Source organism: Hymenobacter coalescens, from assembly GCF_054783195.1.
Window position 1 is genome coordinate 496,569 of record NZ_BAAGRA010000019.1, and the last position, 21,266, is coordinate 517,834.

The 21,266-nt window shown below is 64.5% G+C and carries 12 protein-coding genes; 4 read left to right on the forward strand and 8 right to left on the reverse strand.

Going from position 1 to position 21,266, the window contains the following annotated elements; all coding sequences use genetic code 11:
- Positions 1-104 precede the first annotated feature (104 nt).
- Positions 105-1,082, forward strand: a complete 978-nt coding sequence (locus tag ACYVKQ_RS18515; RefSeq protein ID WP_460676839.1) for an AAA family ATPase — start codon at positions 105-107, stop codon at positions 1,080-1,082.
- 105 nt (positions 1,083-1,187) lie between these two features.
- Positions 1,188-2,009 carry a class I SAM-dependent methyltransferase gene (locus ACYVKQ_RS18520; RefSeq protein WP_460676840.1) on the forward strand — a complete coding sequence of 274 codons (822 nt, stop codon included), beginning with the start codon at positions 1,188-1,190 and terminating at the stop codon, positions 2,007-2,009.
- 25 nt (positions 2,010-2,034) lie between these two features.
- Here ACYVKQ_RS18520 and ACYVKQ_RS18525 read toward each other — a convergent pair whose 3' ends face one another.
- The 4 genes from ACYVKQ_RS18525 to ACYVKQ_RS18540 form a co-directional block, all read right to left on the reverse strand.
- Entirely contained in the window at positions 2,035-3,327 is a 1,293-nt protein-coding gene (locus tag ACYVKQ_RS18525) for a lipopolysaccharide biosynthesis protein (protein ID WP_460676841.1), read from the reverse strand.
- A complete protein-coding gene (locus ACYVKQ_RS18530) occupies positions 3,324-4,505 on the reverse strand; it encodes a glycosyltransferase (protein WP_460676916.1) in 1,182 nt (393 codons plus the stop codon). The genes ACYVKQ_RS18525 and ACYVKQ_RS18530 overlap by 4 nt, the downstream gene beginning before the upstream one ends.
- A gap of 198 nt (positions 4,506-4,703) precedes the next feature.
- Positions 4,704-6,425: a T9SS type A sorting domain-containing protein gene (locus ACYVKQ_RS18535; RefSeq protein WP_460676842.1), complete on the reverse strand. Its 1,722-nt coding sequence runs from the start codon at positions 6,423-6,425 to the stop codon at positions 4,704-4,706.
- Positions 6,426-6,555: 130 nt separating this feature from the next.
- The gene (locus ACYVKQ_RS18540) at positions 6,556-9,411 is read right to left on the reverse strand and encodes a TonB-dependent receptor (RefSeq protein ID WP_460676843.1); all 2,856 of its coding nucleotides are present in this window, start codon (positions 9,409-9,411) and stop codon (positions 6,556-6,558) included.
- A gap of 146 nt (positions 9,412-9,557) precedes the next feature.
- On the opposite strand from ACYVKQ_RS18540, the gene ACYVKQ_RS18545 reads away from it, so the two are divergent.
- Both ACYVKQ_RS18545 and ACYVKQ_RS18550 read left to right on the forward strand, forming a co-directional pair.
- On the forward strand, positions 9,558-10,451 hold the full coding sequence (locus tag ACYVKQ_RS18545; RefSeq protein ID WP_460676844.1) for a YicC/YloC family endoribonuclease: 894 nt from the start codon (positions 9,558-9,560) through the stop codon (positions 10,449-10,451).
- 321 nt (positions 10,452-10,772) lie between these two features.
- Positions 10,773-11,315 carry a hypothetical protein gene (locus tag ACYVKQ_RS18550; protein WP_460676845.1) on the forward strand — a complete coding sequence of 181 codons (543 nt, stop codon included), beginning with the start codon at positions 10,773-10,775 and terminating at the stop codon, positions 11,313-11,315.
- Between the two features lie 176 nt (positions 11,316-11,491).
- On the opposite strand, the gene ACYVKQ_RS18555 is transcribed toward ACYVKQ_RS18550, so the two are convergent.
- From ACYVKQ_RS18555 to sov, 4 genes are all read right to left on the reverse strand, one after another.
- On the reverse strand, positions 11,492-12,781 hold the full coding sequence (locus tag ACYVKQ_RS18555) for a M28 family metallopeptidase (protein ID WP_460676846.1): 1,290 nt from the start codon (positions 12,779-12,781) through the stop codon (positions 11,492-11,494).
- Between the two features lie 12 nt (positions 12,782-12,793).
- Entirely contained in the window at positions 12,794-13,198 is a 405-nt protein-coding gene (locus ACYVKQ_RS18560; protein WP_460676847.1) for a VanZ family protein, read from the reverse strand.
- A gap of 14 nt (positions 13,199-13,212) precedes the next feature.
- On the reverse strand, positions 13,213-13,593 hold the full coding sequence (gene gcvH, locus ACYVKQ_RS18565; protein WP_460676848.1) for a glycine cleavage system protein GcvH: 381 nt from the start codon (positions 13,591-13,593) through the stop codon (positions 13,213-13,215).
- A 145-nt stretch (positions 13,594-13,738) separates the two neighbouring features.
- Complete coding sequence (sov, locus tag ACYVKQ_RS18570) at positions 13,739-21,259, reverse strand: T9SS outer membrane translocon Sov/SprA (RefSeq protein WP_460676849.1); 7,521 nt, start codon at positions 21,257-21,259, stop codon at positions 13,739-13,741.
- Positions 21,260-21,266 lie beyond the last annotated feature (7 nt).

Consider the following 21,266-nt stretch of genomic DNA (forward strand, 5'->3'; position numbering starts at 1 on the left):
ACGGCGCTGCCCCGCGCAATTCGGGGCGGCGGTAGGGGCTTACGCTGCCCGCTCGTACCTTTAAGCCGGCGGCCTGTGCCGTCGTTTGCCTACGCCTTGCTCTCATGGATACTTCCGACCTCACGCAGCACTATCAGCAGAAAATCCGGCAGGTATCGGCCGAAGTCGGCAAGGTGGTGGTGGGGCAGCAGTACATGCTCAATCGCCTGCTGATTGGCCTCTTTACCGGCGGCCATATTCTGCTCGAAGGCGTGCCCGGATTGGCCAAAACGCTTACCATCAGCACGCTGGCTCAGGTACTGCACCTGCACTTTCAGCGCGTGCAGTTCACCCCCGACCTGCTGCCCTCCGACCTGGTGGGCACCATGATCTACAACCAGGCCCGCTCGGCATTCGAGGTAAAAAAAGGGCCCATCTTCGCCAACCTGGTGCTGGCCGACGAAGTGAACCGCTCCCCGGCCAAGGTGCAGTCGGCCCTGCTCGAGGCCATGCAGGAAAAGCAGGTCACCATCGGCGAAACCACGTTTCCGCTGGATCTGCCCTTCCTGGTGCTGGCCACCCAGAACCCGGTGGAGCAGGAAGGCACCTACCCCTTACCCGAGGCCCAGGTCGACCGCTTCATGATGAAGGTGTATGTTGACTACCTCAAGAAGGCGGAGGAACTGGAAGTGATGCGCCGCATGGCCAACCTCAGCTACGCCAGCGACGTGCAGGCCGTGCTTACCAAGGAGGACATCTTCGGCATCCGCGGCCTGATCAACCAGGTGCAGATTTCCGACACGCTGGAGAAGTACATCATTGAATTGGTGTTTGCCACGCGCAAGCCCGCCGAGTACGATCTGGCCGAATTTGCCCAGTACGTGCAGTACGGCGTGAGCCCGCGCGCCAGCATTGCCCTGCACCGTGCGGCCCGCACCGTGGCCTTCTTCGATGAGCGCGACTACGTGTTGCCCGAGGACATCAAGGACGTGGCCGCCGACGTGCTCAACCACCGCATCATGCTTACCTACGAAGCCGAAGCCGATGGCGTGCGCACCCAGGACCTGATCGAAGCCATGCTGCGCAAGGTGCCCATTAGCTAGTGTGCTGCGCTTCGCCAATGTGACGGAGGGGCCGATGCAACACAGCAGTAGCCGCATTCCGCACATTCCCGCCTTGGCACATTAACCACATCAGCTCATTTCCCTTTGTCTCGCCTTTCCAAAACCCTGCGCGCTATTGGTAGCCTGATGCGCAACCCCTGGCTGCTCAACGTGGTGCTCACCGCCGACGAGCAGCAGTGGCAGCAGCAGGCCTTGCGCCGTGCCGCCCGCTGGCAGCTTACCCCCGAGGGCGGCTTGCCCGTCACGCCGCTGCGGCCGCTGCTGCCCCCGGGGGGCGACGTGCTGCGCCCGTTTGCCTTCGGCGAGGGCGGCTCCTTGCCAACCGACTTGCTGCTGCTGCGCGCCCTGCTGCGCCGCGTCGGGCCGCAGGCCCGGTACTTTGAAATCGGGACCTGGCGCGGCGAAAGCGCGGCTGCCGTGGCCGAGGTAGCCGCCAGCGTGCACACGCTCAACCTCTCCGACGAGGAGCTGCGCCGCCTGCAGTTGCCCGAGGAGTACATTCGCCTGCACGGTCACTTTTCGCGGCCGCTGCCCAACGTCACGCACCTGCACGGCAACTCCGCCACCTTCGATTACCGCGGCCTGGGCCCTTTCGACGTGGTGTTCATCGACGGCGACCACCGCTACGAGGCCGTGCGCGCTGATACCGCCCGCGTGTTTGGGGAGCTGCTGCACCCGCAGTCGGTGGTGGTGTGGCACGATGCCGCCCGGCAGCCGGGCGTGCCGCGCTGGGAAGTGCTCAGCGGCATTCTCGACGGCCTGCCGGCCACGGCGCCCGGGCAGCTGTACGCGGTGGAGAATACCCTCTGCGCCCTGTACAGCCCTGCGCCGCTGCCCGCCGCGCCGCTGGCCCGGTTTGCTGAGCCCAAGGGGTTTGAGGTGACCGTGCGGCCGCTGGACGAATAATCAGCCAAACCAGTGTTGGGCGCCCTTAGGCGTTGGGGGCGGGGTCGTTGGCCCGGGGGCGGGGCGTGAGCAGCTGCAGCAGGCCCCGCGCATCGGCCGGGCCAGGCAGCAGGGCGCCCAGCCCTAGCCCGGTAGCTCGCCGGAATTGCCACAGCAGCCAGGCCGTGGAGGCGAAGTAGGACAGCGTGGTGCCCAGGGCCGCGCCGGCCGCGCCGAAGCGTGGAATCAGCAGCGCGCCCGCCAGCGTGACGCCCAGCCCGATGGTGGTGCCCAGGTTGTTGATGCGGTAGGCAGCCAGGCCGGCGAAGTAGCTGCTCAGCAGCATGTTCAGGCTGAAGGCAAGCACGCCCGGGGCCAACAGCGCCAGCAGCGGCCGCGTCGCGCCGAACTCGCGACCAAACACGGCCGTCAGCACCGGGGAGGGAATCAGCACCAGCGTGAGCACGGCCCCGCCGGTAGCAAGCAGCACCAGCCGGGCCGTGCGCGCCAGCGCCGCCGCCTGAGCGGTTTTGTCGTCGGCGTGCACCAGGTCCACATACTGCATCTGCGCGGCCGAGCGCGGAATCAGCCAGATGGCTTCGGCCAGCGCCACGCTCACCGACAGCACGCCCACGGCCCCGGCGCCGGCCAGCGCGGCCAGGAAATAATAGCTCAGTCGGTAGTTCAGAAAAGACAGGATGTTGGCCAGGTGCGCCCCCCGGCTGTGTTGGGCCAGCTCGTGCACCACGGCCCGCAACTCGCCCGGCGCCCACCGCCACGGATCAGGCAGGCGCAGCAGCAAGGCCACGCCCAGGAGCAGCGGCAGGCCGAAGGCCGGGTAGCAGGCCCACCAATACGCGGGCACCACGCGCAGCTGTAGCCCCGCGAATAGGGCCAGCAGTAGGGCCACCAGCAGGCCGGCCTGCGCCAAGTTGAGGTAGTTGAAGGCCTGCTCGCGGCGCCGGCCCAGCAGCAGCAGCGTGGTAATGGAAAAGGCCGCCTGCAGCCACGACACCCCGAACAGGTGCGCGGCGTACACCAAGCCCGTGTCGCGCCACAGCCAGATAGCCGCGCTGCCCACCGCGGCCACCACCGTGGCCCAGGTCAGAGCGGGCAGCAGCAGGTGCCACACGCTGCGCCGCGGCGCGAGGTAAATCAGCGAGGAGCCGCCCAGCAACCCGATGAACAGCAGGCTCAGGGCCATGTCCGTCACGAACAGGCTGACCTGCCCGCGGCCGGCGGCCCCGAGGTTGCGGGTGGTGAGCATGACCACCGCGAAGTTCAGCACAGCCACCCCCGCGCGGGCGGCGAAGGTGTGCAGCAGGCGGCGCAAATTCATCGGCGAGGCGGCGGGGAAAGAACGCGGCGGTACAGCGCGCCAAAGGCCTGGCCCACGGCGGCGGGGCTGCACCGGGCTTCGGCATCGGCGCGCAGCCGCTCGGTGGGCAGCGCCAACTGTCCGCCGAGCACGGTGCGCAGGGCATGGGCCAGGGCTGCTTCGTCGTCGGGCGCGATGAGCAGGCCGAACGCGCCTTCGGGCTGGAACAGCTCGGGCACGCCGCCGGTGCGCGTGGCCACCACCGGGCAGCCACAGGCCCGGGCTTCGAGCAATACGCAGCCAAAGGTCTCGGCGCGGCTAAACGACACGAGGGCGGCAGCCCGCTGCATTTCGCGCGCCACGTCGGCGTGGGCCAGCTTGCCCAGAAAAATCACCGTGCCGTCGGCCAGCAGGCCCAACTCGGCGGCGTAGGCACGCAGCCGGGCTTCGTCGGGGCCGTAGCCGGCAATGCGCAGCCGCAGGCCCGGCCGCTCGGCGCGCAGACCGGCCACCACGCGCAGCACGCCCGACACGTTCTTTACCGCATCGTGAAAGGCCGATACGTGCAGCAACGGCCGGCCCGGCGTTGGCGAAGCCGACTCGGCCGCCGGAAAAAACAGCGCAGTATCTACCACGTTGGCAATGACCACCGATTCCGGGCTGGTAAAGTCCAGCTGCCGCATGGCGTCGCCGAGGGCCTGCGAGACGGTATGCAGGGCCGCGGCGCGCCGCACCACCCAGCGCGTGAGCAGGCGGCGCAGCGGCCCGATGAGGTGGTGGCGCTCGGGCAGATACAGCGTCCAGTGCTCGGTTACGATGTAGGGCAGACCCTGCAGCCGCCGCAGCAGCCAGGCTGCTACGCCGGTGCGCAGCAGCACGTGCACGTGCACTAGGTCGGGGCGACCCCAGCGGCGTAGCAGCAGGCGGTAGCCGTGCAGCACGCAGCCGAAGTAGAGCAGCAGCTTCAGCAGCCGGTCGAGTGGGCCCAGGCCGGTAAGGCGCGCCCGGTAGTAGTAGCGCAGGGTGGGCGTGGAGCTCTGCCAGTCGGCCTCCAGCACGGCCAGCCGCGGCAGCGGGCCGCGCGCCACCGTGGCCAGGAGCACCGCCGCCTGCGCGTGCCCGGCAATGGCCGCCACGTGCCGCGCCACGAAGTCACCGTCCTGGTCGTCGTAGCGGTGGGGGTACCACTTGGGCAGCATGAGCACGCGGGGAAGCGGCGGGTGGGGCATGGGGCTGGCACAGCCGTCAAAGGGCGGGCGGAAGCAAGTTCGGCAATCGGCCGCGGAATCGGCGAGTCAGCCCGTGCCGGGGCAGAAAAACGATGGCGGCCCGCCTCCTTTCGGAAACGGGCCGCCGGGGTGGATAAGGATAGGTAACGCGGTCGGGAATAAGGCAGCTTAGCGGTTGACCACGAAGCGGACGGCTTCGCTGGTTTCGGTGGTTTGGACGGTGGCGGTGTAGATGCCGGCTTTCAGGGTAGCGGGCAGCTCCAGCTGCTGCTGGCCGGTGCCGAGCGGCTGGCCCTGCGCTACCACGGCCACCACGCGGCCGGTCACGTCGAGCACGCGCACTGTGACGGCGCTGCCGCGGCGCAGCTCAAAGGCCAGCTGGGCGGCGCCGGCCGTGGGGTTGGGGTACACGCTCAGGCCCTGCACCTGGTCCGAGGCGGGCTTGGCGGCCGTCACCTGCCCGGCCACGTTGTAGCAGGTAAACTGCGGGTTGAAGTTGGTCCAGCCGGCGGCCCAGTTGGTGCTGCCGAAGGCGCCGCGGAAGTTTACCACGTCGAAGGTGCTGTTCGCGCCGCCGTTGCCGGCGCCGGTTACCTTGGCGTTGGTGAAGGCCGCCCCCGTGTTCAGCAGCGAGGCGGCAGGCAGGGCGAAGTTGGGCGCGCACTGAGCGTTGTTGCTGCAGTTGCCTTCGAAGTACAGGTTGTCGCCGTTCAGGCCCAGGCCGGCCAGCGTGCGGGTCGTGTCGTTGCCGCCGGCGCCCACGAAAGCGTTGATGTTGAAGGCCGGCGTAGCGGCGGTGGTGCCGCCGAGGCGGGCGGCGCGGGGGCTGTAGCCGGCCAGCACGTTGTTCTGGAAGGCCAGGGCGCCGGAGGTGGCGTTGGCCTGGGTGGTGCCCGGCGCGCCGCCGTTGATTTCCAGGCCGGCGCGGCGGCCGGCAAAGACGCTGTTGAAGATGCTCTGGGCCGAGTTCTGGCGGATCAGCGCGCCGGCCGAGTTGGCAAACGGGCTGGCCGGGGCCGGCGTAGTCGGCAGGAAGATGCTCATGTTGGAGAACACCGCCGCGGTTTGGGGCGTAGCCGCGCTGTTGGTACCGTCGTTGTCGCTTTCGAAGCCGTTCGACACGCCGCCGGTGGCCACGTCGCCGCGGCTCTGGTCGCGCACGGCCACGCCGAACTGTACCCGGCCCGAGTAGCCGAAGTCGGTATCGAAGTCGTCGTCGGTGCCGGCCAGGGCAATCAGGTACTTGGCATTCACCGTGCCGCCAAACCACTCAAAGGAGTCGTCGCCGGAGGCCGTCACCTGGATGTGGTCGATGGTGGTGCCCGAGCCCACGCCGCCCAGCGTCAGGCCGTTGATTTCGTTGCCGGGCAGGAACGGGATGCCGGGGTACTCGATGCGCACGTACTGGAGCACGCCGGAGTTGTCGGCCGGGTTGTTGCCGCCGTACGTGGCCTGGGTGCCGCCCTCAATGGTGGGGTTGCCGGTGCGGTTGGTGGGAGCGTTGCCGCAAATGATGAGGCCGCCCCAGTCGCCGGGGCCGCGCTGCCCGGCCGGCTTTTCAGAGGTGAAGACGATGGGCTGCGTGGGCGTGCCGGCGGCGTTGATGCGGCCGCCCTGCCGGATAACCAGCGCGCCTTGGTTGGCAAAGCTGCCCTTGATGATGGTACCTGGCTCAATGGTCAAGGTCACGCCGCTGTTCACGTACACGATGCCGTTCAGCAGGTAGATATTGTTGCGGGTCCAGGTGGTGTTGGTCGTGATATCAAAACCCGATTTATCCGGCGTGCCGGTGCCCACAGCCACCACGTTCGACGCGGTAGGGCACGTTTGGGCCTGGGCGGTGGTGCCCAGCAAAGCCGCTACAAGCAGGGTGAGTACGGTCTTTTTCATGAGTAAAGGAGCAGTGCGTGGTACTTAAACTTGACGCTGCGAAGGTCCGCAACAGAAACGCCCGCCGGGGCAGGGCGGGCGTTATCCTTTCGTTGCGGCGGTGTTACGTTTTTGTGTAGTCCTGAGCGCGTTAGAAGCGGTAGGTCAGGCCCAGAGTGGAGTAAAGGCCGCGCTGGTAGCGGGCGTACACGGCCTGCTGCTCGAAGCCGGTGATTTTGCCATTGCGGTCCATGTCGTAGTACTGCTCCACTTGCTGGTTGAGCAGGTTCTGCACGCCGGCCCGCACCTCCAGGTGGGAACCGAAGCCCTTCGTGACGGCCAGGTCCACTACGTGGCGCGGCAGCTCAAACACGCTGAAGTTCTGCGTCTGGTCGCCCACGAACGTGATGCGCGGCCCGATGACGTTGTACTGCGCCGATACCTGCCAGCGGTGCTCGTCGTCCTGGTAAAAGGTGCCCAGGTTCACCACGTAGGGCGACTGGCCCTGCAGCGGACGGTTGTTGAGGGCAAAGCCCTTGTTGCGCGGGCTTTCCATGTCCAGCTGTACCCGGCTCTTCACCAGCGCCGCATTCACCACGAAGGAGAAACGCTGCAGGAAGGGGCTGCTCACCACGCCCAGCAAGGACTTGCGGGCTTCCAGCTCCACCCCCACGTCGTAGGCCTGGTCGGCGTTCTGGTAGCTCAGCGTGACGTTGTTGCTCGAGCGCGTCACCTGCTCGATGGCATCGGTGAAGTGCTTGTAGAATACGCCCACCGAAATCATTTCCGAGCGCGTCGGGTAGAATTCGTAGCGCAGGTCCGCGTTGTAGATGCGGGCGGTGCGCAGGCTGTCGTTGCCTTCGATGAAGAAGTTGGTGCTGAAGTCGTAGTACGTGTAGTCGGCAATTTCGCGGAACTCCGGCCGGTTTACCGATACGCTGCCGCCGGCCCGCAGCAGGTTACGTTCGTTGAACGTGTACGTGGCGTTGAGCGAGGGCAGGACAAACGTGCGGATTTCCTCGTAGGGCTTCTTCACCGCGTTGGCCGCCTCCGTTTCGCCCGAGGCCAGGAACTTGCGGTTGTACTCCAGGCGTACGCCGCCGCTCAGGTTCAGCTTGGCCGAAACCGGCGCCACGGCGCTGATGTAGCCGGCTACCAGGCGGTTCTCGCCGCGGTAGCGGTCCTGCGGCAGCGTGCCTTCGCGCAGCACGAAGCCGGTTTCGGCGTTCAGGTTGGCCGGGTTGAAGATTTCCGTCAGCGGCAGCGTCAGCAGCTGGTTGTTGAAGGTGCGGCGATTCGTGCGCGTATAGTTGAAGTAGCGGCTGGCGTAGTCGCGCTGCTTTTCCTCGGCGTAGAAGCCCACGCGCACCTTGTACTGGTTGGCGCTGAGCGTATCACGCCCGAAGAAGCGCCGCTCCAGCTGCCCGCTGGCCATGTACGTGTCCTCGCCGAGCTTGGAGTAGAAACGCGAGCTGGTCTGCGGCACGATGTCCACCGACACCTGGAAGGGGTTAGGATTGTCAGGGGTGTCAGGGCGGTTGAAACGCGTCTGCTGGTTCTGGCGGTAGTCCGGCTCGTCGCGGCTCACGTAGTTGTAACCCGCAGCCCAGGTCAGCGTGGTCAGGGCGCGGGCGCCCAGGTCGTGGCGGCCGCTGAGCTGCCCGGAGTAGATGCTGCGGCTCTGGTAGTGCAGGGCGTAGTCGTTGCGCTGCTGCGCGTCTTCGCCCGTGCCCGTCTCGAAGTTCAGGCCCCGGCGGTTCACCACCTCGTCGGTGCCGTACTGGTTGAAGAAGTTGCGGAATTCCAGCTGGTGGCGGTTGTTGAGCCGCACCTGGTAGTTGTGAATAATGCCCAGGCGCACGGCCGAGAGGCTACGGGTGTCCACGTAGTCAAACTTCGGGTCCAGAATGCCCGCGCGGTACTCGTTGTAGCGCTGGCGCTCCGAGGTGTACTGCTCCTGCGTGTTCGAGTAGGAGACGGAGGTGACGTTGCTCACGTACACGCTGCCGATTTCGTACTTGCGGTTCAGGCCCAGCGAAAAGCGCAGGTCGGGGCGCGACTGAACCGCCCGCGGAATGAACTCGTTGCGCAGCGCGCCGCCGATGGCCTGGGTTTCGCTCGCCGTCGACGGGTTCAGGGGCGTCAGGCTGTTCAGCGAGCCGGGCATGCGGCGCTGGTCGCCGCCGAAGCCGAAGTGCTGCGCCGAACTCTGGCTCGACTGCAGGTAACCGCCCTTAAAGGTGTTGGTGCTGCGGGCCCAGCCCGACACGCTCAGCGAAGTGGAGTTTTCCAGCACCGAGTTCTTGGTGTACACTTTCACCACGCCGCCGCCAAACTCACCCGGCAGCTCCGGCGCTCCGGACTTGAAAATCAGGACCCGGTCGATAACCGAAGACGGCAGAATATCAAAGGAGAAGGAGCGGGTGTCCACCTCAGCCGAAGGCGTCAGCGCGTCGTTGAGCAGCACCGTGTTGTAGCGCTCCGACAGGCCGCGGATGACGATGAAGTTGTTGTTTTGCACCGTCACGCCCGGAATGCGTTTGACTACCTCGGCCGCGTCGCGGTCCAGGGTCTTCACAATCTGGTCGTTCGACATGCCGCTGACCACCACCTCGCTCTTGCGCAGGTCCTGGATCAGCGCCACCTCGGTGCCGGTCTGGCGCTGCCCCGTAATGGTCACCTCCTGGATGGCCTGCACGTTCTCCTCGAGCGTGCTATTGAGGGTGGTTTTCTGCCCGGCCTCGATAACGATGCCAGGGAAGCTCAGCGGCTTATAGCCGATGTTCGTGATGGTGATGCCGTAGGTGCCGGGCGCGAGGCGCAGCTCGTAGTGGCCCTCCACATCCACCGGGGCGGCTTGGGTCGTGCCCGTCACCACCACCGTCGCCCCGATCACCGCTTCGCCGGTTTTTTTATCGAGGACTTTCCCCACGAGGCTGCCCTGCTGCTGGGCGTAGGTCAAGCTGCTGATGATCAGCAACAAAAACAGTAAAAAAGAACGGCGCATAAGCATGGGCTGGTTGGCGTCGCAAAAGTATTTTGACCCTGTTATGCCAGTGTGACGGCCGGGTTATGCTTATGTTATTCACCGTGCAACTACCTGAATATCTGGATTAGGCCGTACTTTTGTGCCCCCATCTACCACCCTGCCCCATGCTGCTGTCCATGACCGGCTACGGCGTCGCCCAGCGCGAAACCGAGCATTATACCGTTGTCGTCGAAATCAAGTCTTTGAACTCCAAGGGCTTGGATTTGAGTTTGCGCTTTCCTCGCTCCCTGGCCGCCCATGAGTTGGAGCTGCGCAACGTGGTCAGCCGGCAGTTGGTGCGGGGCAAGGTCAACGTCAGCGTCGACATCAGCCGGCCGGCCGCCGTTCGCTCCCGCGCCACCCTGAACCGCGAGGCGCTGACGGCCGCGTATCAGGAGCTGCAGAGCGTGGCGCAGGAGCTGGGCGCCCCCACCGACAACCTGCTGGAACTGGCCCTGCGCCTGCCCGGCGTGGTGCAGTCGCCCAACGAAAGCAACGCCCCCACGGAAGACGAGCCAGCATTGGCCTGGGCCGATCTGTTGCCCATCGTGCAGGAAGCCCTCGACCGCGCGATGGAGTTCCGGCGAGCTGAAGGCCAGAACCTGACCACGGAAATCCTGAGCTACATCGACAGCATCCGTATTCAGCTCTCCGACGTGGACCGCCACGACCCCACGCGCCTGGAGAACGTGCGCCGCCGCATGCACGACGGCCTGGCCGACTTGGCTCAGAGCGACCAGTTCAACCCCAGCCGCTTCGAGCAGGAGCTACTTTACTACATCGAGAAGCTCGACATCGCCGAGGAAAAGGTCCGTTTGGTAAGCCACCTGCACTACTTCACCGAAACGGTGCATCTGCCCGAATACAGCGGCAAAAAGTTGGCTTTCATTTCGCAGGAAATAGGCCGTGAAATCAACACCATCGGCTCCAAAGCCAACGATTCCACCATTCAACACCTAGTAGTCGGAATGAAGGAGGAGCTCGAGAAAATCAAGGAACAGCTCAATAATATTCTCTAAACCCAAATCCATGTTTCTACATATTTCGTAAATGCAATTGAACATTCTCAATACAATCTAGTATAACAGTATGCAGATGCTTGCCGGACGCTGCTCGCTCGCTCGCTAGAGCTATTGAGAAGCTCACAAAGGTCGATTCTGGCCTCGTAGAGCCGTTTTTACAAGCCTAAGTTGCGCCTTTATCTTTTGCACAAAATTATTTTTGTATAAAGATCTTGCGCAGCCGGCTTTTCTTCCTAAATTGTGTTATCCAAACAGACTGACTTTGGCCTGTTCGGTAGTTAACCCAGAAAGAATGTTCACCTTTTTTTGGTTCTAGTCATGAAGAAAGTTCTACTCGCCCCGTTGCTCTGCCTCGCAGTGCTGCTCATGGCCGCTAAGCCTTTTGCTGAAGTGGAGCTGATCAAGAAGCGCGTTCTGAGCGAGCGTGTCGAAATCTTGATTCCGAAAGGATTCGAAGTGATGAGCGAACAGCAAATGGATTTCCTCTACGCCAAAGCGCAGAGCCGTCCGAGCGTCATTTACACCAACGCTTCGCACGCCAGCCTCTCGTTCTCGTACACCGATAACACGGCCGATCAGGACATGGTCGACATGTACGCGACGAACTTCATGAAGACGTACCGCAAGCAGTACTCGGATGCGACGTTCTTCGCCGATGGCGTGAAAGAAATCAATGGTCGCAAGATCGGCTACATCGAGATGATGAAGCCCGAACTGGGCCACCAGGTTTACCAGCTGATCTTCTTCACGGACGTGGAAGGCCGCCTGCTGATGTGCACCTTCTCCTGCCCCGACCGCCAGAAGCCGGAGTGGGAATCGGTAGCCAAGCAAGTAATGGGCTCTTTGCGCAGCAACGGCTAAACAGCGCGGCGCCACCCGCTCTGTTTTTCTACCATCCCGGAATCATCCGCCTCCACCGCGGACGATTCCGGGATGATTGTTTTTCGGCGGTTTGATATATGCTTAAGCTTAGTTAGCTCCGAGCAGTAGCGGGTCAGCTTCTAGGCCCGCGCCGCAAGGAAGACCTGTAAGCCCGGCTATGGTGTCCGCTGCAGTTCGGCGCAGTAAGCCAGTAGCAGCTTGAATAATCCTGGAAAGCCCGTTAGGGGCAACATGGCAGCCTTATCGTGCACATCGTGGTAGTGCGCCGGGGTGCCGCGTAGATACAAAAAGAAGGCAGGTACCCCAGCCTCGGAGAAGGGGTAATGGTCGGAGATGGCGGCGCGGCCCCGCGGCGCCAACCCCGGCAGGTACCGGCCCTGGGCGTTGAGGCGTTCGAGTTGGCGGTACTCAAGCTCGTGCACTTTGCCGTTGACCACCGTCGCACCGTCTTGCCCGGTGCCTTCGAGGTCCAGGTTGAAGAGAAACCGAATCCGGTCGAGCGGCACCAGCGGCTGGCCTACGAAGTAGCGCGAGCCAATCAGCCCGGCTTCCTCGGCGCCGAAGGCAAGGAAGGCAACAGAGTAGCGGGGGCGGTTGGCTGGCTCGGCGTAGTGAGCCGCGAGTTCCAGCAGCAGCGCCGTGCCGCTGGCGTTGTCGTTGGCACCGGGAAAGTAGGCGCGGCGCCCCATGCGGCCCAGGTGGTCGTAATGGGCGCTGAACACAAGAAACGAGTCGGGTTGCGCAGTGCCCGGCAGGAAGCCCACCACGTTTTGGGTAGGGTAGGCTTGCCGCAGTTGGGCATCCACGCGCACGGATACACGCCCCAACGCTTCGGTGGGCCAGCGGTGCGCCAGCACCTGCAGCTGCACCTGCCCGGCCTGCTGTGCTGCCAGTGAGGCCGTAAGCTTGCCCGGCACCAGCGTGATGCGGACCGGGGCCGTGGCCACGTGTTGGGCAAACATGCTCGGCAGGGTACGCAGCCGCTCGGCGTCGCGCTGGCGTAGCACCAGAACGTGACCCTGCAGCGGCTTGGCCAGAAAGCGGCGGCCCGCCGCTTCGTCGGTGAAGATCAGTGAATCGAGGTAGACTGGCTGGCCCGTGAAGTGGCCAGCCCCCGACCCTGGCTCGGCAATAAAGTCGGGACCGGGGCGCAATCGCTGCCGGCCGATACGCAGGTCGAGCCGGTTCGGAAAGGTGTTGACGTCGAACGTAAACCCTTGGAAAAAACCTGGGGTCAACGGCTGTAAACCCAAGGCCCGAAAGCGGTCCTGCAGATACGCGGCCGCTTTCCGCTCACCTTGCTGCACGTAGCCGCGGCCATGCAGACGCGGGCTGGCCAGGTACGTCACCGTCTGACGAACGCGCGCCATGTCCTGGGCGACGGCCGGGCCAGCCAGCAAAGCGCACAGAGTGGGGTAGAGCAGGTGGCGTAGGGCAGCCCTCATACACGTCAGTGGCTAGGCAGCGGCGACGGGCAGGTTTTCCCACCAGCGACGCGTGGCATACATCAACCAGAGGCCTGCCACGGTACCCAGGGAATCACTGATCAGGTCCGACCATTCGCCGCGGCGCCCCAGGTCCATCAGGGTTTGCACCAACTCGATGAAGCCGCCCAGCAGCAGGCACACCACCAGCGTCCACAGGAAAGCCCGGTGGCGCAGGCTGGGAAATAGCCGTTGCCACCGGGCCGCCAAGACGTAAAGGACCGCCGTTACCACAAACATGCCCGCGTGCGCCGCCGTGTCGAAGGACAGTAGTTCCCAGCGGGGCAGGGGCGGCAGCTGCGCAAGCGGACTGAGCGTGCCCCAGAGCATGAACGCCGTCCAGCCCAGGGCCGTCAGCGCCGTCAGTGACCGGAGCACGGCGGTACGCGGAATTAAGCGCCGACCAACTCGCCGTAGGCTTCCGCCGACAGCAGGCCTTCCAGCTCGGCGGGGTTGCCGATGCTGATTTTGATCATCCACCCGTCGCCGTACGGATCCGAGTTAACGGTTTCGGGCGCGTCATTGAGCTTGGGGTTGACTTCCTGCACGGTGCCGCTGATGGGGCTGAACAGGTCCGAAACGGTTTTCACGGCTTCCACCGTGCCGAACACCTCGTCTTTGCTGACTTCCTTGTCGACCGAATCAATGTCCACGTAAACGATGTCGCCCAGCTCTTTCTGCGCAAAATCGGTGATGCCCACGTAGGCCACATCGCCTTCGATGCGGATCCACTCGTGCTCTTTGGTGTACTTCAGGTTAGCGGGGAGGTTCATATCGGGCAAGCAGGGAATTGGAGTGTACGCCAGCTTCGAGGAGCCGGCGGCCAAAGGTAAGAAGTGAAACCGTGAGAAAGCGCACCGGGGAGCGGAGGTTTCGGATTCCCGAAGCTCCGCTCCCCGGTGCGCTTTTGCCCGTGCGCTACTGCGAGAGGCTGTAGCGCAGTTGAATGCCGCCTTCGGTGGCAGCGTTCTTAAAGGAGGTGCCGGCGCGGGGCTGCGACACGTTGCGCGTGAAGTAGAACTGCAGGTTCAGGCGCTGGTTGACCACGTAATCGATGGTGGGACGCAGCTGGAACTGGCGGTTGCCGTTGGTCACCTGTTGGGTGGCTTCGCCGCCGTTACCCGGGTCGGTGGCGGTGGGCAGCGTCACGCCGATGATGCTGCGCTGAATGGTCACGTTGTCGCGAATGGAGAGGTCCAGGCGGGCGTTCAGCTCGTTGCGCAGCACCCGCTGCTCGCCGCCGATGCGGAACGGGATGCGGAAGCGGTTGGTGGTGTAGCCCAAACCGACGGTGATGGTGGTGTTGCGCAATTCCGTCACCTGGGCGTTGGTCGTGTTCAGCGACAACATGCGTTCCAGGCCGTAGTCGAGGCGGCCGTTAAGCTTCTCCAAGGTCTGGAAGTTGATGCCCACCAGCGGGGCCAGGCGTTCCGTAATGGAAACCTGGTTGAGCACGTAGTAGGGAATCAGCTGGCCTTCCTTGTTGGTCAGCGTGGCCAGGCCGCCCGGCTCGCTCTCGTATTCGGTGGAGGTGTTGTAGCCCAGCACCTGGTACTCGGTGGAATAGGCGTGGGTAATGGCCACCGAGCGGAAGAAGCGCTGCACGAAGGGCAGATTTGAAAGACCGTTGTAATCGACGCGCCAGTTGGGCAGCGGCAGCGAGGTGAAGGGGCTGAAGCGCTTGGGCTGGTAGTCGTTGGACGAGCGGCCGCGGTACGCGTCGAGGAAGGCCGGAATGAGCACATCCTGCGAGTTGTAACCGTAAATGCCCGCCGAATTGGCGCCTTGCAAGCTGTTGCGTACGAGGCGCCGGTTTTCCACGAAGCGGTTGAACGACGCCGAGGCGTTGTTCTTGTTCAGGTCGCCGAAGAGTGTGTTTACGGCAATAAAAGTGGTGCTGAACGAGCCCGAGCCCAGCGGTAGGCGCGGAGCCTGCGCCAGCTCCCCGGTCAACGGGTCGATGTACGGCTGCAGGGTAATTTCATCCACGGCCAAACGGTAGAACGCCTCGCGGTTGCGCACTTTCTGCTGCCGCGCCTCAATCTGGATGTTGAAGTCGCGGAACGGCTCCAGCGAAGTGCGTACCTGCAGGTTCTCGGTGCGCAGCGAGCTGAGCGGGGTGTTCAACAGGTCGCTGCGGTCGGTGTACCAGTTGTTGCGAATGGCCAGGTCGTAGAGTTCCGGCAGCTCGTATTGCTGGCCGAGCACGAACGGAATACCCGGGGCGAGCTGGTTGTTGAGGCCGAACATGCTCGTTTTGGGTAGGTAGCCCGGCAGCAGTGTACCCGCCGTGCGGGTGTAGGTGAAGTTCAGCGAGCGGGCCGTCATCAAGGAGCGCAGCACCGCCTTGAGCACGCGCAGCTCCGGCCCCTTGGCCGAGTCCGCAGGCGCATCAGCCATGGGCGTTTTGGCCGCGGCGCCCTGACGCAGGCGGTCCATGGTGCTCACGTTGGCCGCTCCGCCCTTGGCCCCGCCCGCCGGGGCGTTGTTGATGATGTTGAGAAACTTCACCTTGTTGTAGAGCTTCACCAAGTCGATGCGGCCGTTGAGGCTCACGTCCTGGCTGTTCTGCAGGGTGTTGCCCAGGTTCACGCGCGTCGTGGTCGTATCGTCGAGGCCGCCCACGGGGGCGCGGAGCGCGGTGGAGGCCGCCTGCCAGCTGTAGTTGGCCGCGTAGCGCGCATCCGCCGACAGCCAGTCGGTGAGCGGGAACTTGTCGAGCGGCAGGCGGTAGGTCAGCGCCACGGTCTGGTTGAAGTTCGTGGTGCGGCCCCCGCGCTGCAGGTTGCGCTTGATCAGGTCCCGGTTGTCCTGGGCTACCTGGGAGTTGCCGATGGCCGGTCCCACGCCCTCGTCCACGCTGCTGCGGTTATTGGCCGTGTAATCCAGGATCAGGCTCTTGGTCAGGTCCCACTTCAGGTCGTAGATGCGGGTGATGAAGAAGCTCTTCTGGTACACGCCGGGGATGCCCTCAGCGGTGGGCACCTGGCCCTGGGCCTGGGTGCGCTGCAGCAGCCGCTCGTTGTAGCGGCGGTCCAGATCGGCGCGGAAGGCGAAGCGCGAGGGCAGGGGCGTGAAATTCAGTTCCTGCAGCAGCTTCAGGTAGGGCGAGCTGAGCGCTTTTACGTTGCTCAGCGGGGCGTACGACTTGGGCGTGGGCTGGTAGGTGTACGCCAGCGCGCCGGTGTAGGTGCGGTAAAAATCCCGGTCGGTCTGGATATCGGTGTGCAGGCGGTCGGTGAGCGAGTAGCTCAGCGCCAGGTTCTCGATGTCGTAGGGCTTGGGCTTACGGTCGGGGTTCAGGCGCTCCTTGCGCACGTTCAGCAGGCTGATGGACTTGCTGCGCGTCTGGTCGGTGACTTCGCGGCGGTAGGCGGCCCGGTCGGCGTCGGAGGCAAACTTGCTGTCCAAGGACTGCTTGAGCGTCATGTCCGGATCGAGCGGGTCGTACTTGGGCGAGCGGCTCTCGTGGCCGGCTTGCAGCAGCACCGGTACGCGCAGGCCCAGCTTCTCGGGCAAAAACTTCTCGGCGGCCACGGCCGCGTTGACGTCGCCGCGGGCAATGTTGTCGAGGGAGCGTTGCGAAGGCCGGTCCTGCAGCGCGCCGAAGCCCACCGACGTGAAGGAGCCGGTCGCCGTGATGTTGGCCACGTCGGCCAAGCGGGTGTTGAAGCGCGCCGTCGCGGCCCAGCCCCCCTTGTTGTCGAAGTCCTTTACCCGCAGCTCGTCGGCCCAGATACACAGCGACTGGTCGGGGCCCTGGCCACCGTCCGAAGGGTTTTGCACACCAATCATCAGGCCCTGCAGCGCGCTCAGGTCGGGGTTGCCGAGCACGGTGATTTTGGCGTCGACGACGGAGCCGTCGCGCTGCGTAACCGGGTAGTTGATGGTGAAGGGCACCAGCAGGCTGAGGCCCAAGCGGGCCCGCTGGGCTTTGGCGTTGACGAAAGCTTCCAGCGGCACATCCACGCGGTTGGCTTCGGGCCAGATCAGGTCCGGGTTGGCGTCGGTGGTGCGGGTGATTTCCAGCGGCAGCGTGTACTGGTAGTAGTTCTGGGTGTAATCCGTGCCGAAGCGCACGAAGCCTTCCACCTGCCGGTCCCGCAGGTTGGTGTTTTCGCTTTCGGCGTGCAGGAACAGCTTCAGGCGCTTGTAGCGCAGCAGGTCCAGGCTCACGTTCTTGTAGGCCGCCTTGGCGTAGCCGTCCTTCAGGCCCTCCACGCACAGGCGCAAGGATTGCTCGTTTTGCTGGCGCAGGGTCGTGGTCGAGCCGTACTCCCGGTCGCGCTGAATGCCGGGGGGCGTTACGTACGGAATGGCGTTGCCCTGGCCGGCGCTCGGGCCGTTTTCCTCGATGCCCACCGTCGAAATGGCGAAAGCATCGGCGTCGTTGGTGCAGTTGATGCACGGCGGGGCGCCCGGCTCGGAAATGACGCCAAGGTAACGGCGCCACTGGTTGGCAATGAATTGCATCTGCACGAAGCGCAACACCGTGGGCTGCGACCAGCCCGTGAGGTACATGCGCAGGAAGCGGATGGACTTAAAGCCAAATTCGCTTTGGGCCCCGCGGATGCCGGTGTACTGGCGGATCGGAATGCGGAAGAGGTACCAGGCCACGGCGTCGCCGTTGATGGTATTCTCCACTTTGTCCACGATGAAGTTCTGCCCGACCACCAATTGGCTTTTGTTCAGCGGCACGCGGTACTCGTAGTAGCGTTCCGTGTCGTTGATGACGTTGTCGCGGTTCAGGTCCTCCTTATCCGGGAAGGCCGTGGAGCTCTGCGTGCCGATGGCGCGCGAGTTGCCCTCCATGCCGTTGAAATACTTGTAGCGGCCCAGAATTTTGGTGCCCTGCCCGCCCGTGCCCGCCTGGTCGTAGAACGGGTCGAGGTGGTGGCGGAAATTATCGGCCGAGGGGTCGTCGACGTTCTGATAGATGCCGTTGAAAAAACTCTGCTCCTCCGTCGAGGTCAGGCCATCGAGGCCGATGTCCTGCCGGTCGCGTCCGCCGGGAGCGGTGCTGAAGGCATCGGTCAGAAACTGCAGCTGCGTGACGTAGCCCCAGGGCGTCTGCTGCAGCGGGGCCAGGGTGGCGCTGCCGTCGGGCAGGCCGTTCTCAAACTGGTAAGCGCCGTCCTGCAGCAAATCCTCCGATACCGAGCCCAGGTTGAAGTACAACTCGCCCTGCGTGTCGGTGTTGGGGCCGGGGGCGGGCAGGCCGGCCGGGCGCGGGCCTTCCTCCTGGTCGTCGATGACGCCGTTGGCGCCGCCGATGAACGGGTCCATCAGCCAAAACTCCAGGTACTCTACGTTGGCGTTGTCGAAGTCCGTATCGAACGTGATTTCGCGCGAGATGCCGCCGTAGTTGCGGCGGTTCAGGCCCAGGTTGCTCGGGTTCAGGAAGCGCCCGTCGTTGGTCGCGCTCGGGCTATAGTTGTACTGGCCCCGTTCGTTGGGGTAGTAAGCCAGGTCGAAGGTGTTTTCGTAGCTGTTGCCCAGCGCGCCGTTGTCGCGGTTCGGAAACACTTCCGAGCGCGTCACGCCGCGCACGTAGTGGTTGCGCAGGTCCGCCGTGGTCACGTTGTTGGGCTTGGAGGGCCCGTCGGTGAAGTAGGTCTGGTCAATGGTGTACCAGGCCAGCCGGGCGCGCGGGTACGCAATGCCCAGGCCCGAGAGCCGCTGCTCGTCGATGATGCGCTGCGGGGTGGTGGCCAGGCGCCAGGGGTTAGCCGTGTTGTTGTTGCCGAGCGTGAAGGGCGTGCGCGAGTTTTCGAAGTCGTCGAGGTACGACACGCCGTCTTCGCCGCGGCCCAGCTGCGACTTGCCCGGCACGAACTGCGCAAACTCCCCGCTAAAGGCCACCGACGAAGGCGCCTTGGTGTTCACGAAGGGCAGCATGTCGAGGTACTTGGTCAGCACCCGCGAGTCGCGGCGCAGGTTCAGGTCGAGCCCGTAGATGGTGTTGTTGCTCGGTTCATCGCCCAGGTTTACGCGGTTGATGCCCGGCGCCTGGTTTTCAATCAGGTGCATCACCGTCCCGCCGAAGTTCACGTCCTCCGACAGCTTGTAGTCCAGGCGGGTGCCCAGCAGCTTGCGCGGCAGCACCTGCACCACGGCGTCGCGCTCAAACTGCACGCGCAGCTCGTTGGCTGAGCTCAGGTAGCTGGGGTTCAGAATCTTGACCTTGCCCTGGTCGTAGAATACCTGGTAGTCCTGGCCTTCGGTGAGCAGCGTCGAGCCCGAGTACACGCGCACCGAGCCCTCGGGAATGCGGATGCCCGGCAGGCTGATTTCGTCGGTGGCGGTGGCGGCGTAGCGGCCCTTCAGGAAGAACTTGTCCTTTTCCTGCCGCTGCTGCGCGTCGCTCTGCACCTGCACGTAGAGCTCCGGGTACACGTACTTCTGAATCAGCGCCTGCTCGGTGGCCGCGTCGAAGCGGGCCTGCAGGTAGCTGCCGAAAGGTTCGAGCACCGGGAAGATGATCTTGCCCAGCTCCGGGTCGATGGTCAGGCCCGTCAGAAAGTCGAAGTTGCCGTCGGAGGGCCGGTCGTTGTTCGGGTTGACGTTGTCCAGGTTCAGCACCTGCGTCAGCGGCACGTTCTGCAGGTTGCGGCCTTCCTTCAAGGAAAGCAGGTCCACGCCCGTCGCGTCGTCCTTGTAGACGATATCCATGCGGAACTGGTCGCGGCTGAGCTGCGAGGCGTTCAACGCGTAGATGTTTTTCATCATCAGGTCGAACACTGGCAGATTGGTCGTCGCCAGGCGGTTGTTCTGCGGGTTCTGGGTGGGGTCGGCCAAGCCCACGCCGGGGTTGGTGCCGCGCAGCAGCTTCAGGTACACCACGCCCGTCTCGGGCACGTTGGAGTAGTCTTCCTGGGCCAGCTCGCCCACGCTGTAGGGCTTGCCGTTGAACGTGTACTGAAACGACACGGCCAGCACCTGCTCGGGCAGCAGCGGCGTGTTCAGCGAGATGTAGCCCAACTGGGGGTTGATGGTAAACTCGCGCGGATCGAGCCGGCGCGCCCGCACCCGTTCGTAATCCACGGTCTTCTCCAGCCGCAGGCCGGCCGAGTTCTGCAGGTAGTCATCGACCTGCTGCACGTCGCGGGCCCGCGACGTGCCGGTGGTGCCCAGCGGCAGCACGGTTTCCAGCAGCGCGTTGACTTCGTTGTCGGCGGGCTGGCGCTGGCGGCCGGGCTTCAGGAAACGCTCCCGGTACGTGCGCAGCGGCTCGCCCACGTCCTGCAGGGCCACCACGTTGCGCAGCGCCTCGGGCGAGCGGTTGTCGTTGGTGATGTACACCTCCACCCGGCGCACCTCGATGCCGCTCTGCACGGTGGGCAGGTTGCGGAGCACCTGGTCGTACCGGTCGCGGAAAAACTGCGAGAGGAAGAAGTGGCGGTTGGCTTCGTACTGCGAGGCCTTGATTTCGAAGTTGCGGCTTTGGGCGCCGTTCTGCACGCGCACCTCGTCGGCCGTGCCGCGCAGCTGAGCCGCCACGCTGGTCACGCTCAGGCGCCCAAACTGCATCTGCGTCTTCACGCCGAAGAGGTTCTGGCCGCCCTGCACCAGGGAGTTGTTCAGCGGCAGCGACACGTTGCCCATCTCCACCTTGCGGATGATGTCCGTGTCGTAGCCCGTGAAGTCGGCCTTGATCTGGTTTTCAAAATCGAAGGCTGCCCGCGTGTCGTAGTTGAACAGGATTTTCAGCTTGTCGCCGATCTGCCCGTTCAAGTTCAGGTTGAAATTCTGCTGGAAGTTGAAGTCGCCATTGCGGCGCTGCCGCAGCGTGAGCGAGGGGTTGTCGTTGAAGTTCTGCCGCCAGCCCAGCGCCACCGTAGCCGAGCCGTTGGGCCGGATGTCGATGAATTCGCCGCCGAAGATGCGCCCCAGGCCCGGCGCCAGGTAGATCTTCGGAATCAGGCGCTTGGCCGTGGCCTCGCCGCCGGGCGCGCCCGCCACGCCGCCTTCCGCCTTGTTGCGGAAGTAGTTGCGGATGGCCTGCTGCTCCTGCAGGCGCTGAAACTCGCTGTAGGAGAGGCGGGCCGGGTCTCGGAAATCGATGTCCGTACCAACGTTTTCCTCCACGTCCACGTAATCCAGGGAGTCGCTCAGCGTCACTTGCGGCTTCACGTTGGAGGGCAGGGGCAGCACCAGCGGCGAGCGGCGGCGCCGCTCGGAGAGGAAATTGCCCGACCGGTCCTGCGGGGCTACGCGCGGCCGCCGGCTGGGCCGGTAGCGCGTCGTGTCGCCGGCTACCGGGCGCGTGGTGTCCGGCGGCGTGAGCAGCGGCATGTGGGGCCGAGTCTCCAGCCAGCTCCACAGCGACGAAAACGCGAACGTATGGCCACCGACCGGCTCCGCCTGTGACCACCAGGTCAGCAGCGACGCAACAACGACGGAGGAAAGGGTGGTGAGGGACTTAGTACCGGTGGTCAAGCAAGCA